The organism is Streptomyces chisholmiae (assembly GCF_031845445.1).
GTDB lineage: Bacteria > Actinomycetota > Actinomycetes > Streptomycetales > Streptomycetaceae > Streptomyces > Streptomyces chisholmiae.
On the sequence record NZ_JAVREO010000010.1, the window covers coordinates 168,124 to 184,386 of the forward strand.

General features: G+C 76.0%; 8 protein-coding genes. 5 read left to right on the top strand and 3 right to left on the bottom strand.

Going from position 1 to position 16,263, the window contains the following annotated elements; genetic code table 11:
- Positions 1–134 precede the first annotated feature (134 nt).
- Positions 135–3,062: an AfsR/SARP family transcriptional regulator gene (locus RM844_RS18265; RefSeq protein WP_311668318.1), complete on the bottom strand. Its 2,928-nt coding sequence runs from the start codon at positions 3,060–3,062 to the stop codon at positions 135–137.
- 213 nt (positions 3,063–3,275) lie between these two features.
- Between RM844_RS18265 and RM844_RS18270 the strand changes: the two genes are divergently transcribed.
- The 4 genes from RM844_RS18270 to RM844_RS18285 all read left to right on the top strand — a co-directional run bounded on the left by RM844_RS18270 (position 3,276) and on the right by RM844_RS18285 (position 10,051).
- On the top strand, positions 3,276–5,891 hold the full coding sequence (locus RM844_RS18270; RefSeq protein WP_311668319.1) for a bifunctional FO biosynthesis protein CofGH: 2,616 nt from the start codon (positions 3,276–3,278) through the stop codon (positions 5,889–5,891).
- The gene (locus tag RM844_RS18275) at positions 5,888–7,006 is read left to right on the top strand and encodes an ADP-ribosylglycohydrolase family protein (RefSeq protein WP_311668320.1); all 1,119 of its coding nucleotides are present in this window, start codon (positions 5,888–5,890) and stop codon (positions 7,004–7,006) included. Before RM844_RS18270 ends, RM844_RS18275 begins: the two co-directional genes overlap by 4 nt.
- 156 nt (positions 7,007–7,162) lie before the next feature.
- Positions 7,163–9,217 carry a DUF2264 domain-containing protein gene (locus RM844_RS18280; protein ID WP_311668321.1) on the top strand — a complete coding sequence of 685 codons (2,055 nt, stop codon included), beginning with the start codon at positions 7,163–7,165 and terminating at the stop codon, positions 9,215–9,217.
- Between the two features lie 18 nt (positions 9,218–9,235).
- The gene (locus tag RM844_RS18285; RefSeq protein ID WP_311668322.1) at positions 9,236–10,051 is read left to right on the top strand and encodes an aminoglycoside phosphotransferase family protein; all 816 of its coding nucleotides are present in this window, start codon (positions 9,236–9,238) and stop codon (positions 10,049–10,051) included.
- A gap of 79 nt (positions 10,052–10,130) precedes the next feature.
- On the opposite strand, the gene RM844_RS18290 is transcribed toward RM844_RS18285, so the two are convergent.
- Positions 10,131–11,291, bottom strand: coding sequence for a pyridoxal phosphate-dependent aminotransferase (locus RM844_RS18290; protein ID WP_311668323.1), 1,161 nt, complete (start codon positions 11,289–11,291; stop codon positions 10,131–10,133).
- 232 nt (positions 11,292–11,523) lie between these two features.
- On the opposite strand from RM844_RS18290, the gene RM844_RS18295 reads away from it, so the two are divergent.
- The gene (locus RM844_RS18295; protein WP_311668324.1) at positions 11,524–13,434 is read left to right on the top strand and encodes a hypothetical protein; all 1,911 of its coding nucleotides are present in this window, start codon (positions 11,524–11,526) and stop codon (positions 13,432–13,434) included.
- Between the two features lie 384 nt (positions 13,435–13,818).
- Here RM844_RS18295 and RM844_RS18300 read toward each other — a convergent pair whose 3' ends face one another.
- Entirely contained in the window at positions 13,819–16,260 is a 2,442-nt protein-coding gene (locus tag RM844_RS18300) for an NB-ARC domain-containing protein (RefSeq protein WP_311668325.1), read from the bottom strand.
- Positions 16,261–16,263: the final 3 nt, after the last annotated feature.

Below are 16,263 nucleotides of genomic sequence, written 5' to 3' on the forward strand. Positions count from 1 at the left end.
CGTTGCCCAGGTCGATCGCAGCTGCGAATCGCCCGCCCCCCGTGATCAGTGTTGGTGCGCCTGAGCCTGGCACGCAAACGTAAATGACCGATAAACGCGCTACCGGGTTCGTTCTGTGGATCGGGCTCGCGGCTCTAGACGCTTGTCGGAGTGAGAAGGTTCCGCGCCAGCTTCGTCTCCGGCGCGCCCACCCGCTCCAGAATCGCCAGCGCGTCCAGCCAACAGGCCCGCGCCCGGTCCGTCTGCCGCAGCTCGTCCAGCGCCTGGCCCAGCACCAACAGGATGGTGCCACGCCGCCACTCGCCGCCGATGCCGCCCAGCGCAAGGGCCTGCTCCGCGTGCCGGGCGGCCTCCGCCGGCCGGCCGGCGGAGAGGTGGACCTCCGCGATCCGGAAGTGCGTCACGCCCTCCCAGAGCCGCTGCCGGCTGTCGTGGAAGACGGCCAGCGCCTCGTCGAACTCCGCCATCGCCGCCTCGTGCCGCCGCGCCTTGGTGAGCGCGATGCCCAGCGTGTAACGGGCGTTGGCCAGCCGCAACGGCTGCCGGGCGCCGCTGCGGTAGGTGTCCACGCACCGGCCGGCCAGCTCGATCGCGCTGTCCACCCGCCCCGTTTCCAGGTGCACCCGGGCCAGGTTGCACAGCGCGCTCGCCTCGCCCGGCACGTTCCCGTCCGCGCGGAAGTGCTCGACGGCTCGGTTGAGGTAGCTCTCCGCGGCCTCCAGGTCCCCCCGGTAGATCCCGATGATGGCCCGGTCGTTGAGCGCGGTGGAGACCGCGTACGGGTCGCCGGCCGCCGTGCCGAGCAGCAGCGCCTGCTGGCTCTCGGCGTCCGCCTCGTCGAAGTGCCCGTCCACCGAGTGGCCGTGGGCCAGCAGGGCGTGCAGCCGTCCCTGCGCCAGGTCGTCGTCGGCCTCCCTGGCCGCCGTCAGCATCCGGCGCACCACCTGATCGAACTGGTGGGAGAACGCGCCGGACTCCGCCAGGTCCTGGGCGGTGAGCAGGGTGTCCACGGCCCGCCGCAGGCTGCCCGGGTCGTCCTGCTGCCGGACGCAGGCCAGCAGGGACTCCGCCTCGCTGAAGAACCAGTCGACCGCGGAGTCCAGGTCGGGGAACGTCAGCCCCGGGTGCTCGGTCCGCGCGAGGTGGTCGACCAGCCGGTCGCCGGGACGCTCCAGCGCGTAGACCCGGGCGCAGCTGGCCAGGAAGTAGTCCAACAGCCGGGAGAGCGCGGCCGCGCGCTCCGTCGGCGGCTGCTCGTCCCGCTCGGCGCAGGCCCGGGCGAAGAGCCGCACCAGGTCGTGGAAGCGGTACCGGCCGGGCGCCGCGGACTCCAGCAGCGAGGTGTCCACCAGGGACTCCAGCAGCTCCTCGGTGGTCTCCTGGTCCCGGTCCAGCAGTGCGGCGGCGGCGGTCAGCGAGATGTCCGGGCCCTCGGTCAGCCCCAACAGCCGGAAGGCCCTGGCCTGTTCGGCCTCCAACTGGCCGTACCCCAGCTCGAAGGTGGCCTTGACCGCCTGGTCGCCGACCTTCAGCTCGTCCAGCCGGCGGCGCTCGTCGCTGAGCTTCCTGGCCAGCGTGGAGACCGTCCAGGTGCGGCGGGCCGCCAGCCGGGCGGCGGCGATCCGGATGGCCAGCGGCAGGAAGCCGCAGGCCCCGACCACGGCCATGGCCGCCTGCCGTTCGCTGTTGACCCGCTCCTCGCCGACGATCCGGGTGAAGAGGGTCAACGCCTCGGCGGGGCTCATCACGTCCAGGTCGACCAGGTAGGCGCCGGCCAGGTCCACCATCCGCAGCCGGCTGGTGATCAGACTGGCGCAGCCCGGCGTGCCGGGCAGCAGGTCGCGTACCTGGGCGGCGTCCCTGGCGTTGTCCAGCAGCGTCAGCACCCGGCGGCCGGCCAGCAACGAGCGGTAGAGGGCGGCCCGTTCGTCCAACCCGTCCGGCACCCGGTCGTCCGGTATGCCCAGCGCGCGCAGGAACGCGGCCAGCACGGCGGCCGGGTCGGCCGGCGTCGCGCCGGCGCCCTGGAGGTCCACGTACAGCTGGCCGTCCGGGAAGTGGTCCCGCGCGGCGTGCGCCACCTGCACGGCCAGTGTCGTCTTGCCGACGCCGCCGATGCCGGCGACCGCCGAGACCGCCATCACCTGGCCGCCGGCGGTGGCCAGTTGGTCGCTCAGCTCGGTGACGAACCCGGCCCGGCCGGTGAAGTCCGGCACGGCAGCCGGCAGTTGCGCCGGCCGCACGCTGGGCTTGGCGGGCGAGTCCGGGGTGTTGGGCAGGGTGAGCGTGCTGTCCGCCCTGAGGATGCGCTGCTGCATCTCCGCCAGCTCGGCGCACGGCTCGACGCCCAGCTCGTCGGTCAACAACCGGCGCGCGTCGGCGTAGACGGCCAGCGCCTCGGCCTGCCGGCCGCTGCGGTAGAGCGCCAGCATCAGCAGCTCCCGCAGCCGCTCCCGCAGCGGGTGCGCGGCGCTCAGCGCGGTCAACTCGGCCACCGAGTCGGCGTGCAGCCCGGCCTGGAGGCCGATGTCGAGCCGCTGTTCGCGCAGGCCGAGCAGCTGTTCGGCGAGCCGGTTGCGCTGCATCTCGGCCTCCGGGCCGGGCAGGCCGGCCAGCGCCTCGCCGTCCCACAGCTCGACCGCGGCGCCGTACAGCTCGTAGGCCTGGGTCAACTCGCCCGCGCCCACGGCCTTCTCGGCGGCGGCGACCAGCCGCGACACCTCGTCCAGGTCCAGCGCGTCCGGCGGGCCGAGCCGCAGCGCGTAGCCGCCGGACTGGCTGACCAGCACCGAGGCGCGGGGCCCGAAGGCCTTGCGCAGCCGGGAGACGTAGGTGCGCAGCGCGGCGACGGCCTGCTGGGGCGGCTCGTCCCACAGCACGTCCACCAGCTCGGACATCGAGGCGGCCCGGCCGCGGCGCAGCAACAGGGCGGCGAGCAGGGCGCGTTGCTGGGGTGATCCGTCGGGTAGCCGGCGATCGCCGTGCCACGCGCGCACCGGCCCCAGCACCGCGAAACGCAAGGCGGGCGGGTGCCCTCCCGTGGTCCCCTCACCAACGGCCATGGTGTCCTCTGCTCTTCTCAACCTCTGTACGTGTATACGGGGCGAACGTTGGAGTCTATCCGCCAGAACGGAGCCCCTGGAAGACCGGGTTGGCCATCGCAGTGTGGCACGGAGTGGCCCGTCCCGGGAGACGGTGCCCCGCGCAGGCGCCACTCCAGGCCACGCCGTACCGCGTCCGGCGGCACCCGGTGGCGCCCTCTTATCCTCGGAGACATGACGAGAAGCGCGGACGTTCCCACGGCCAACGCGATGCGCCGGGCCCTGCGCCGGGCCAGGGACGGGGTGGCCCTGGACGTGGCGGAGGCCGCCGTCCTGCTCCAGGCGCGGGGCGCTGACCTGGACCGCCTGACGGAGGCCGCCGGCCGGGTGCGGGACGCCGGGCTGGCGGCGGCCGGCCGACCGGGGGTGATCACCTACTCGAAGAAGGTGTTCATCCCGCTCACCCGACTCTGTCGGGACCGCTGCCACTACTGCACGTTCGTGACCGTTCCGGGCAAGTTGCGGCGCGCCGGGCACGGCATGTTCCTTTCGCCTGACGAGGTGCTCGACATCGCCAGGCGGGGCGCCGCCCTCGGCTGCAAGGAGGCGCTGTTCACCCTCGGCGACCGGCCGGAGGACCGCTGGCCGGAGGCCGCCGAGTGGCTGGCCGCCGCCGGCTACGACGACACCCTCTCCTACCTGCGGGCGATGTCCGTCCGGGTGTTGGAGGAGACCGGCCTGCTGCCGCACCTCAACCCCGGGGTGCTGGACTGGACGGCGTTCCAGCGGCTGAAGCCGGTCGCCCCCTCGATGGGGATGATGCTGGAGACCACGGCGACCCGGCTGTGGTCCGAGCCCGGCGGCCCGCACCACGGCTCGCCCGACAAGGAGCCGGCCGTCCGGCTGCGCGCCCTGGAGGACGCCGGCCGCTCCAGCGTCCCGTTCACCAGCGGCCTGCTGCTGGGCATCGGCGAGGACTTCACCGAGCGCGCCGAGTCGCTGTTCGCGCTGCGCCGGGTCGCCCGCACCTACCGCGGGCTCCAGGAGGTCATCCTGCAGAACTTCCGCGCCAAGCCGGACACCGCGATGCGCGCCATGCCGGACACCGAACTCGCCGAGCTGGCCGCCACGGTGGCCGTGGCCCGGCTGCTGCTCGGCCCCGACGCCCGACTCCAAGCGCCGCCCAACCTGGTGGACGAGGAGTACGCGCTGCTGATCCGCGCCGGCATCGACGACTGGGGCGGCGTCTCCCCGCTCACCCCGGACCACGTCAACCCGGAGCGCCCCTGGCCGGCCATCGACGAGCTGGCCGCCCGCACCCGGGCCGCCGGCTTCGAGCTGCGCGAACGCCTCACCATCTACCCGGAGTTCATCAAGCGCGGCGAGCCCTGGCTGGACCCGCGGCTGCTGCCGCACGTCCGCGCGCTGGCCGACCAGGAGACCGGCCTGGCCAACGAGGACGCGCTGCCGGTCGGGCTGCCCTGGCAGGAGCCGGACGAGCCGCTGACCGCCACCGGCCGCACCGAGCTGCACCGCACCATCGACACCGAGGGCCGCACCGGCGACCGGCGGGCCGACTTCGAGGAGGTCTACGGCGACTGGTCGGAGCTGCGCGCGCTGGCCGAGCCCGGCCTCACCCCGGACGTCCGCCCGGCGCCCCGGCTGGACGGCGAGGCGCGGGCGGCGCTCGCGGTCGCCGCCGACGACCCGACCCGGCTCACCGACGAGCAGGCGCTCACCCTGCTGCACGCCGACGGGCCGGCCCTGGACGCGCTGGCCGACGTCGCCGACCAGCTGCGCCGCCAGGTGGTCGGCGAGGACGTCACCTACGTGGTGACCCGCAACATCAACTTCACCAACGTCTGCTACACCGGCTGCCGGTTCTGCGCCTTCGCCCAGCGCCGGACCGACGCGGACGCCTACACCCTCTCCCTGGAGCAGGTCGCCGACCGGGCCGAACAGGCCTGGGAGGTGGGCGCGGTGGAGATCTGCATGCAGGGCGGCATCCACCCGGACCTGCCGGGCACCGCCTACTTCGACCTGGTGCGCGCGGTCCGCGAGCGGGTGCCGGGGATGCACATCCACGCCTTCTCCCCGATGGAGGTGGTCAACGGCGCCACCCGCACCGGGATGTCGATCCGGGACTGGCTGACCACCGCCCGCGACGCGGGCCTCGACACCATCCCCGGCACCGCTGCGGAGATCCTCGACGACGAGGTGCGCTGGGTGCTCACCAAGGGCAAGCTGCCCACCGAGACCTGGATCGAGGTGGTGACCACGGCGCACGAGCTGGGCCTGCGCTCCTCCTCCACCATGATGTACGGCCATGTCGACCAGCCCCGGCACTGGTTGGGGCACCTGCGGACGCTGGCCGGCATCCAGCGGCGGAACGCGGAGCGGGGCGTCGCCGGCTTCACCGAGTTCGTGACGCTGCCCTTCGTGCACACCAACGCCCCGGTCTATCTCGCCGGAATCGCCCGCCCGGGGCCCACCGCGCGCGACAATCGTGCCGTGACAGCGATGGCGCGACTGCTGCTCCACCCGTACATCACCAACATCCAGACGAGCTGGGTGAAGCTGGGCACGGAGGGCGCGGCGGCGATGCTGCGCTCCGGTGCCAACGACCTTGGGGGCACGTTGATGGAGGAGACGATCTCCCGGATGGCCGGCTCGGCCTACGGGTCGCACCGCTCGGTCGCCGAGCTGACCGAGATCGCCGAGCTGGCCGGCCGCCCGGCCCGGCCGCGCACCACCACCTACGGCGCGGTGCCGGCCGAGCGGGTCGCGGCGGCGGAGGCGGCCGACGGCCGACTGCCCCGGCTGTTGCCGCTGGTCGGGGGCGCCGAGTGAACCCGCCGGGGGCCGGCGCCCTGTGGGGGCGGGCGGACCAGCAGGACTTCCGCAGCCGGGTGCGCGGCTGCCTGTTGGGCGGGGCGATAGGCGACGCGCTGGGCGCCGGGGTGGAGTTCGACTCGCTGGCGGCGATACGCGAGGCGCACGGGCCGGACGGGGTCACCGACTACGTCCCCGCCTACGGCCGCCGTGGCGCCATCACCGACGACACCCAGATGACGTTGTTCACCGTGGACGGCCTGATCCGGGCCCATGTCCGCCGGGACACCGGCGCCTGGCACCCGCCCACCGACGTGCACGCCGCGCACCGCCGCTGGTACCGCACCCAGCGCGAGTGGGGGCCGGACGAACGCCGGCCGGGCGACGGCTGGTTGGCGCGCGAGGAGTGGCTCTACGCGCAGCGGGCCCCGGGCAACGCCTGCCTGAGCGGCCTGGGCGACGACCGGATGGGCACCGTCGAACAGCCGAAGAACCCGGACTCCAAGGGCTGCGGCACGGTGATGCGCTCCGCGCCGTTCGGGCTGCTGGTCGGCTGGGAGCCGCAGCTGGTCTTCCAACTCGGCGTCGAGTGCGCGGCGCAGAGCCACGGCCACCCGACCGGGATGCTGGCGGCCGGCGCCTTCGCCGCCATCGTGCACGCCCTGGTCCGGGGCGACGACCTGGACACGGCGGTGCAGAAGACGCTGGCCCAGCTGGCCACCAGGCCCGGGCACGAGGAGACCACCGAGGCGCTGAAGCAGGCGCTGGGCGCGGTGCGGCAGGGGCTGCCGACGCCGGAGCGGGTGGCCGCGCTGGGCGAGGGCTGGACGGCGGAGGAGGCGCTGGCCATCGGGGTCTACTGCGCGCTGGTCGCCCAGGACATCCGGCACGGCCTGCTGCTCGCCGTCAACCACGGGGGCGACTCCGACTCCACGGGCTCGATCTGCGGCAACCTGCTGGGCGCGCTGCACGGCGAGACGGCGTTGCCGCCGGCCTGGGTGGCCGAGTTGGAGGGCCGGACCACCATCCTGGAGCTGGCGGACGACTTCGCGATGGAGATGACCCAGGGCGCGGCGCTGCACGGCCCGGGCGATTCGGCCCGGATCTGGCTGGAACGTTACCCCCGGGGGTGACGGCCGCGGGGGGCGGGCGGGGCCGCGCTCGGCGCGGTCCCGCATGGTTCTGATCGGTTTTGCGCGCTCGTTGTCGCTTCTGGGTGGTTCTCTTGACCGCGGTGGGCGGCTGGTTCATCGTGCAGAGGGCATCCGTCCGACCGAAGGTGGCAGCGCGTGACCGACGAGCAGGATCTGGCGACCGACGAGCGCGGTGCCGCGACCGGGGCGTGGGACCTCGCGGGCGGGGCGCCGGACTTCACCCGCTCCCCGTACACCGGCTGGACCAGGGCGCACTGGCTGGCCGCCGCCGACCGGCTGCTGGCCGCCGTCCGCCCGCACGCCGCGCCAGGGCACGCCCTGATCCAGCTGCCCGGCCCGGCCAGCGGCTCCGGCCGGCACAGCGACGGCCTGGAGGGCTACGCCCGCACCTTCCTGCTCGCCGCCTTCAGGACCGGCGGCGCCAACCTCGAAGACCCGTGCGCCCCCGAGCTGTTGGCGCCCTACGCCGAGGGCCTGGCCACCGGCACCGACCCCGGCCACCCGCACGCCTGGCCCCGGCCGGCCGACCTGCCGCAGGCCAGGGTCGAGGCCGCCTCCGTCGCCCTCGGCCTGCACGAGACCCGCCCGCTGCTCTGGGACCGGCTGCCCGCCGAGGTCCAGGAGCGCACCGTCGCCTGGCTCTCCGAACTCGCCGGCGTCTGGGTGCCGCACAACAACTGGCTCTGGTTCCGGGCCACGGTCGCCGCCTTCCTCCGCTCGGTCGGCGCCCCCTTCCAGGCCGACGACATCGCCCGGGCCGTCGAGGCCACCGAGGACTGGTACGCCGGCGCCGGCTGGTACACGGACGGCGCCTACCAGCGCGGCCAGTTCCGCAACTTCGACTACTACAACGCCTGGGCGATGCACCTCTACCCGCTCTGGTACACCAGGATCGCCGGCCGGGACGCCGAGCCCGGGCTCGCCGACCGCTACCGGGCCCGGCTGCGGACCTTCGTCGCCGACGCCGAGCACCTGGTCGCCGCCGACGGCGGGCCGCTCTTCCAGGGCCGCTCCCTCACCTACCGGTTCGCCGCCGCCGCGCCGTTCTGGGCCGGCGCGCTCTTCGACGCGACCCCGCTGCCGCCCGGCCGCACCCGCCGCATCGCCTCCGGGATGCTCCGGCACTTCCTGGACCGCGGCGCCGCCGCCGAGGACGGGCTGCTCTCCCTCGGCTGGCACCACCGCTTCGAGCCCATGCGGCAGCGCTACTCGGGGCCCGCCTCCCCGTACTGGGCCAGCAAGGGCATGGCGGGCCTGCTGCTGCCCGCCGACCACCCGGTGTGGACCGCCACCGAGGAGCGACTGGCCGTGGAGCGCGGCGACTTCGTCCGGCCGCTGCCCGGCCCCGGCTGGCTGGCCGCCGGCACCGCGGCCGACGGCGTGGTCCGGATCGCCAACCACGGCACCGACCACACCCCGCCCGACCTGCCGGGCCGCGACGACCCGCACTACGCCCGGGTCGCCTACAGCACGCACGCCGGCCCGGAGCTGGGCGAGGCCCGGCCGCCGGCCGCCGACCGGGAGGGCCACCAGCGGGACGGCGACGCCCGGCTCGGCGCGCCGGTGGACAACCAGGTCACGCTGCTCGCCCCCGACGGCACCCCCGGCCACCGCAGCCCGCTGCGACGCCTCGCGCTCACCGCAGACTTCGCCGCCTCCCGGCACCGGCCACACTGGCCGGCCGACGGTTCGGACGAGCGCGCCGACTGGCCGGCGGGCCCGTGGGTCACCACGGTGAGCACGCTGCGCGGCCCGTGGGAGGTGCGGTTCGCCCGGGTCGGCCAACCCCAGGGCGACGCGCGGGTGTTGGTCGGCGGCCACGCGCTGGCCGCGGCCCGGCCGCCGGTCGTCGGGGAGACGCCGGGCGTCGCGTCGGCCCGCCGGGCGGACGGGCTGACCAGCGCCGTGCTGCCGCTCTTCCCGGCCGAGGCGGAGCTGACCGTGCACCGTGCGACGGGCGGCAACGCCTTCGGGCCGCACAGCGCCACCCCCGCCTACCGGGCGGGCGGCCCGCTGCACGTGGTCGCCGTCTTCCTCGGCCACACCGGGCCGGCCGCCGGCCTGCCGCCGGCCCCGACCGTCAGCTTCCCGGACGCCGGCCCGGACGCCGGCCCGGACTCCGCCGGTTGGGCGACCGCCGTGGTGCGGTGGCCGGACGGGACGGAAACCAGCGTGCCGCTCGGCGAGTGAGCTGACAGACTCGGCCGCATGGCCCAGACCGACCCCGACACGACGGGCGAGACGCCGCTCACCGGCGGCAACGTGAGCGGCGGCGTGGTCCGGATCGGCGACACCGTGCGCCGCCCGGCCGGCCCCTGGACCCCGGCCGTGCACGCCCTGCTGCACCACCTGCACGCGGTCGGGTTCACCGGCGCGCCCCGCCCGTTGGGCATCGACGCCCAGGGGCGCGAGGTGCTCACCTTCGCGCCGGGCAGCACCGCCTGGCCCGACCGGTTCGGGCTCCTCGACCCGACCGGCCGGCTGGCCAGGGTCGGCCGGCTGATCCGCGAACTACACGACGCGGCGGCCGAGTTCACCCCACCGCCCGATGCCGCCTGGCGCCGGCTGATCCCGCCGGACGGCACCGAGCAGATCGTCCACCACGACCTGGCCCCCTGGAACCTGGTGCTGCCGGCCGACGCCGAACTGGACGTCGGCGACTGGCAGTTCATCGACTGGGACGGCGCCGGCCCCGGCACCCGGCTGGGCGACCTGGCCTACGCCGCCCACGGCTTCCTCCCGCTCTCCGCCAACCCGGCCTTCCGGCGCACCGACCGGGACGCCGCCGACCGGCTCCGCGTGCTGGCCGACGCCTACGGCCTGGACGAGACCCAACGCCGGGCCTGGGTCCCGCTGTTGACCGCCCGCACGCTGGCCATGCACGACTTCCTGCGGGACCAGACGGCCGCCGGCGTCGAGCCCTGGACCACCCTCTGGCGGGAGGGCCACGGCACGGTCTGGCGGCAGGACGCCGAGTACGTCGAAGCCCGCGCCGCCCACTGGCGGGCCGCGCTGCTTGACTGAGCCCGGCCCGGCGGGGCGCGACTGAGCCCGGCCCGGCGGCCACCGGCGCGCCGCCGGGGCAGCCGGTGGCCGGGCCGGCTCAGGCCAGCGCGGCCCGGAAGCGGTCGCCCAACTCCGCCAACCGGTGCGGCGGCTCGTTGGCGAAGACCAGCCGCAGATAGCGCTCGCCGCTGGGCCCCCAACCGGTCATCGGGGTCGCCGCCACCTTGCCCCTGGTCAGCAGCCGCTCCGACAAGTCCCCCGGGTCCAGGCCCAGTTGCCGGGCGTCCAGCAGCAACGACCAGCCGCCGCCCGGCCGCACCAGCGGATAGCCGGCCAGCTCGGCCAGCACGGTCTCCGCCCGCAGCCGCCACTGGGCCGTCACCACCGCCAGGTCCTCGTCCGCGCCCGGCGCGGTCAACGCCTCCGCCACCGCGCGTTCCGCCAGCCCCACCGGGGAGACCACGTTGCTCAGACCCACCAGCCGGATGTCGGCCAGGATCTCGGCGGGCCCCACCACCCAGCCCACCCGCCAGCCGATCATCCGCAGCTCCTTGGACGCCGACCCCACCGTGATGGTGCGCGGCGCCAACCCGTCGTGCGCGGCCGGGTGGTGTGGCGGCCGGTCGTCGAAGCGGATTCGCTCCATGGCCGCGTCGTAGACGAGCCAGGCGTCGTGCCGGTGGCAGGGCTCGGCCAGCGCCGCCCAGTGCCGCTCGTCCAACAGCAGCCCGCTCGGCATCGCCGGGCTCATCAGCAGCACCGCCGCCGTGCGCGGCCCGACCGCGGCGGCCAGCTCCGCCGGGTCCAGCCACCAGCCGTCAGCCGTCGGTCGGCAGGCCACGAAGCGCGGCACCCCGCCGGCCAGCCGGACCCGGTTGACCAGCCCGGCGTAGATCGGGTCGGGCAGCACCACCTCGTCGCCCGGCTCGACCGTGGCGAGCAGCGTGTTGAACACCCCGTTCAGCCCGCCGGCCACGGTGACGCACTCCGTCTCCGGGTCGTAGCCCCGCCCGGCGAGCCGGCCCACGTGCCAACTCGCGGCCCGGCGCAGCTGGACGCTGCCCTGGAACGGCAGGTAGCTGTTGGCGGCGTCCAGATCCACGGCCTGGTGGGTGGCGACCAGCGCGGCGTGCGGCGGGCGCAGGTCGGTGTCCAGGTTCTCCATCCGCAACAGGTCGGGATCGGCCAGCGCGTCGGCGCGGTCGCCGAGCACGTCCACCCCGATCCCCGGTATGTCCCGCAGTCTGCTGACGGTCATCAACGGCCCCTTCCAACCCTGGTGTTGGCCCACCCATGAGATCACCTGACCGACCGCGCCGCACCAGGGCCACCGCTGTTCGACCGATGCTGTCGACAACGACCACTCAGGCACGTGGAATTGACGGTCACTCGGGAGACGGAGACCGGCGGGCGGTGGGGCCGCTGGTACGGGAGGGAAACGCGGGGCATCCTGGGAGCGGCGAACAGCCTGACGTCGAGGGGGAGTGACGGTGCACGAGGGGGCGGGCCTGCGGGTCCCGGTCGGGCGGGACGCGCACCGCTGGGTGACCAGGGCGCGCTGCCGCCGGGTGCTGCTGGTGGTGCACAACGTCACCTCCGCCACCCGGCTGCTCGACGTGCTGCCGCTGATGGCCGACGATCTGCGGGTCCAGATGCTGGCGACCTGCACCGGCTCCTCGCCGTTCCTGGCCGGCATGCCGGAGCTGCTCTCCTCGCTCGGGCTGCCCGTGCTGCCCTGGGAACAGGCCAAGGCCACCCCCGTGGACCTGGCCATCTCCGCCAGCTACGGCGGCCAACTCGGCCTGATCCAGGGCGACCTGGCGGTCCTCTCGCACGGCGTGGGCTACAACAAGCGGCTCGCCACCCCGGAGTCTGCCGCGGGCGGCGGGGGCGGACGTTCCGACGGCGGCGCGCGCCCTGGCGGCGACGCGCGTTCCGACGGCGGCGCGCGTTCCGACGGCGACGCGCGTTCCGACGGCGACGCGCGTTCCGACGGCGACGCGCCCCTTGGCGGCGACGCGCGCCCGAACCGTGGTGCCCCGGTCTTCGGGCTCTCCCCGGACTGGCTGCTGCACCAGGGACGGCCGCTGGCCACCGCCACCGTGCTCTCCCACCCGGAACAGATGGACCGGCTGCGCGCCGCCTGCCCGGAGGCGGCGCCGACCGCCGTGCTGGCCGGCGACCCCTGCTGGGACCGCATCCTGGCGGCCCGCCCCTACCGGGCCCGCTTCCGGCGGGCCCTCGGGGTGGCGCCCGGGCAGCGGCTCGTCGTGCTCAGCTCCACCTGGTCCCCGCGGTCCCTCTTCGGCGACGCCGACGAGGACCACGACGAGCTGCTGCCCTGGCTGCTGCGCCGGCTGGTCGGCGAGCTGCCGGCCGACGAGTACCGGGCGGCCGCCGTCCTGCACCCCAACATCTGGTACGGACACGGCCCCGGCCAGCTCCGCGCCTGGCTGGACCGGGCCCGCCGGGCCGGTCTCACCCTGATCGACCCGCTGGAGGGCTGGCGGCAGGCGCTGATCGCCGCCGACTGCGTGGTCGGCGACCACAGCAGCGTGACCAGCTACGCCGCGGCCGCCGGCACCCCCGTGCTGCTCGGCACCTTCCCCGAGGGCGACCTCGACCCGAAGTCCCCGGTCGCCGCCCTCGGCCGGTCCGGGCCGCGGCTCCGCCCGACCGGCAGCCTGCGGGCCCAACTCGACCGGGTGGTCGAGCGGCACCGGCCCGAGCGCTACCGCGCCCTCGCCGACCACATCTCCTCCACCCCAGGCCAGGCGGCGCCGCTGCTGCGCGCCCTCTTCTACCGGCTGATCGGGCTGCCCGAGCCGAGCGACCGACCGGCCCGGCTGGACCCGCTGCCGACGCCCGCCTTCGAACCGGCCGAACGGACCGCGCCCGTCCGGGCGTTCACCCGGCTGGTCAGCGAGTCGCCGACGGAGGTGGCGGTCACCCGCTACCCGGACCAGGACACCGAGCCGGCGGCCGAGCCGACCGCCGACGGGGCGCACACGGTGGTGCACGAGGACACCCAGGACCCGAGCCGGCTGTCGGTGGCCGACATCATCCTGCGCTACGCGGCGGCCGACGACCCCCGGTACGGGCCCCCGGCCACCTGGACCGCCGAGACGCTGGCCCGGCACCGCTACTGCGCCCTGGCGGTCTACGTCAGCGGCCCGGACCGCTGCACGGTGCGGACCAGGAGCGGCGAACTGCTGCAACTCGCCGCGGTGCCCGACGGGGACGGCCGCGCCGACCTCTGCGACCCGGCGGCCTACGCGTCCGCGCTGCACGCCTGGCTGGACGCGGCCCCCCGGCGGACCGGCCCACCCAGCACTCTCCTCGTCACCACGGGCAGCACCCAGCACCGCGTCACCGTCACCCGCCTCCCCCAACCCGCCTGACATCCATAAGAGCATCCCGCCTGACCCGCCGGAGGGCTTGGGCGGACGGCTGCCGCGCCCCGGCGGCGGGCCCCGGGCCCCGTCCGGGCCCGCGGGAGCAACGGGCCGTTCCCCGGCACCGGATGCCCTCGGACCCGCGGCCGCGACGGCAGACCAGGCCGCCCCACGGCCGCCCGCCGGCTCGCCGGCCGCGCCGCGAGTGGCTGTCGCCGTCGGGCCGGAGCCGTGCCGCCGCCCCGCGCCCGGGGGAACGGCGGGGCCCGCCGTCCCCGCCTGGCCGCGCGGCGCCGCGGCCGTACTCCCACCGCACGCCGTCCGCCGGCCGGGCCGCCGCGCCGCGAGCGGCTCCCCGTCGTGGGTGGCGTGCGACCGGCCGGCCCGGCGTCAGTCGTGCGGCCGGGTGGGCAGTTGGGCGAGCCGGGCCTGAACCCGGGCCGCCGCCCGCTCGTCGTCGGCCGCGCGGTAGAGCTCCGCCGCGGCCACCAGGTCGGCCCGCTCCGCCGCCGGCTCGCCGGCGGCCCTGGCGACCCCGGCCCGCAGCTCCAGGGCGTCCGCCTGCTGCACCCCGGCGCCGGCCGCGGCCATGGCCGACACGGCCCGGTCCAGGCAGAGCCGGGCGTCCGGCAGTTGGCCGGCGGCCAGGTGGGTCTCACCCAGACTCATGTACACCCGGGCCACGTTGTAGCCGTCGTCGAGCCGACGCAACGCGACCAGCGCCGCGTTCAGCTGGTCGACCACCTCGGCGTGCGGGCGCACCGGCCGCAGCGCGCGCCCCAGGTGGTGGTCGAGCAGGGCCAGCGCGCGCGGCACGTCCCCGTGGCCGACCTCACCGGGGGAGATCGCCGCCACCAGCTCACGCGCCGCGACAAAGCGGTCGGCGGCCTCCTGCCACCGCCACTGGCTCAGCCGCAGCAGGCCCAGCATCTCCAACGCGGTGGCCTGGCCCCGCCGGTGGCCGGCCCGCCGGTCGGCCAGCTCGGCGTCGGCCAGCGCCACCTCCGCCTCCAGCGCCTGGCCCAACCGAAGGTGCGCGAAGGCCAGTTGCACCAGCATCCGGCCCTCGGCCATCGGGTCGCCCAGGTCCGCCGCGTGCCGCACGGCCGCCTCGACGGCCCTGCGGTGGGTGGCCACCATCCGCTCGTAGTAGCCGAGCCGCAGGTGGAGCGGCCAGCTGGCCTCGGCCAACTGCCAGACCAGGTCGTCGAGACCGAGCTGTTCGGCGGCGTCCACCGCGGCCCAGAGCGTCTCCCGCTCGGTGTCCAGCTCGGCGAGCGCCGTCGCGGCGTCCGCCCCAGGACCCTCCCCGCCGCCGCCCGCGGGCCGGCCGTCGGCCGGCCCGGCCGGCGGCCGGTTGATCACCTGGCCCAGCCACCAGCGGTCGGGCAGCACCCGCCGGGCCCGGTCGGTCGCGAAGCCGAGCACCCACAGCACCGCGCGGCGCACCGCGGCGGCTCGCTCCCTGGCGGACTCCGCCCGCTCGGCCTGCTCGACGGCGAACTGCCGCACCAGGTCGTGGAAGCGGTAGCGCTCCGGGCCGAACTCCTCCAGCAGATGCACCGCGGCCAGCTCCTCCAGCGCGGCGCGTGCCTCGGGCACCGGCAGGTCGGCCGCCCTGGCGGCCAGCGGCGGCGTCAGCGCCGGCCACGGCCAGAGCGCCGCCCGGCGCATCAACCGGGCCGCCGGCGCGGAGAGTTCGCGGTAGCTCAGCTCGGTGCTCTTCCACACCGGATCGGCCTCGCCCTGGCTGGCCATCGGGCCCTCCCGCTCCTTGTCGCCGTCACCGTCACCGTCGCCGTCCGAGCTCAGCCCGCTCGCCCGCCGCCCCGCCTCCTCGTCGAACCGTCGCTCCAGCGCCGCCCAGCTGAGGTGCTCCCGCTCCCGCAGCAGCGAGCCGGTGGCGCAGAGCGCCAGCGGCATCCCGCCGCAGTGTGCCGCCACGCCGTGGGCGCTCGCCTCGTCGGCTGCCGCCCGGCCGGAGACCCGGGTGAGCAACAGCCGGGCGTCGGCCGGCTCCAACGGGCCGAGCTGGATGATCTCGGCGCCCGGGTCGACGGCCAGGGCGCCCAGCCGGTACCGGCTGGTGACCAGCACCAACGCCTCGGGACCGGCCGGCAGCAGCGGCAGCACCTGCTGGGCCGAGTGCGCGTCGTCCAGCAGCACCAGCAGCCGCAGTCCGGCGACCAGGTCGCGGAAGCGCCCGGCCAGCGCGTCCAGATCGCCGCGCGGCTGCTCGGCCGGCGCCAGGGCGCTCAGGAACCGGGCGAGCACCTCGGCCGGCGGGGTCGCGGTGGCCGCTGAGGCCCCGCCCAGCCGGGCGTACAGCTGGCCGTCGGGGAACAGGTGCGCCAACTGGTGTGCGCAGTGCAGCCCGGTGGCGCTCTTGCCGACTCCGCCGGGACCCACCAGCGCCGCCACGGTGGGCGCGCCGCCGGGAGCGTCGGGCGCCGTGTCCAGCAGGCCGCGCAGCCGGGTCAGGACGCGCTCCCGGTCGGTGAAGTGCCGGGTGCCGGCGGGCAGCATCCGGGGCACGGCCAGCGCCGGCCGCCGGGCGGCCACCCTGGCCTCCTCGATCAGCGCGGCCAACTCGCGGGTGACCTCGGCGGAACCGCCGGCCAGCCGGTGCAGCTCGGCGGCGAGCCGCCGCCGCTCCTCGGTGGTGGTCGGCAACGTCGGCGGCGGCCCGTCCTCGTCCGCTCTGGCCCGTCCGGCCAGGGCCCACAGCCGCTCGACCGCGCGCCGACCGGCCTCACTGGCGGCGCCGCTGATCGTGCCCGAGGTCACCGTCTCCACCATCGCGATGACGGAACCGATCGTGAACGGGTCCATGGC

Bases quoted from the DNA above. Each gene is read 5' to 3' on its own strand.
- RM844_RS18285 (WP_311668322.1), top strand. From the start codon at position 9,236: ATGGCCCAGACCGACCCCGACACGACGGGCGAGACGCCGCTCACCGGC.
- RM844_RS18270 (WP_311668319.1), top strand. From the start codon at position 3,276: ATGACGAGAAGCGCGGACGTTCCCACGGCCAACGCGATGCGCCGGGCC.
- RM844_RS18300 (WP_311668325.1), bottom strand. From the start codon at position 16,260: ATGGACCCGTTCACGATCGGTTCCGTCATCGCGATGGTGGAGACGGTG.
- RM844_RS18265 (WP_311668318.1), bottom strand. From the start codon at position 3,062: ATGGCCGTTGGTGAGGGGACCACGGGAGGGCACCCGCCCGCCTTGCGT.
- RM844_RS18290 (WP_311668323.1), bottom strand. From the start codon at position 11,291: ATGACCGTCAGCAGACTGCGGGACATACCGGGGATCGGGGTGGACGTG.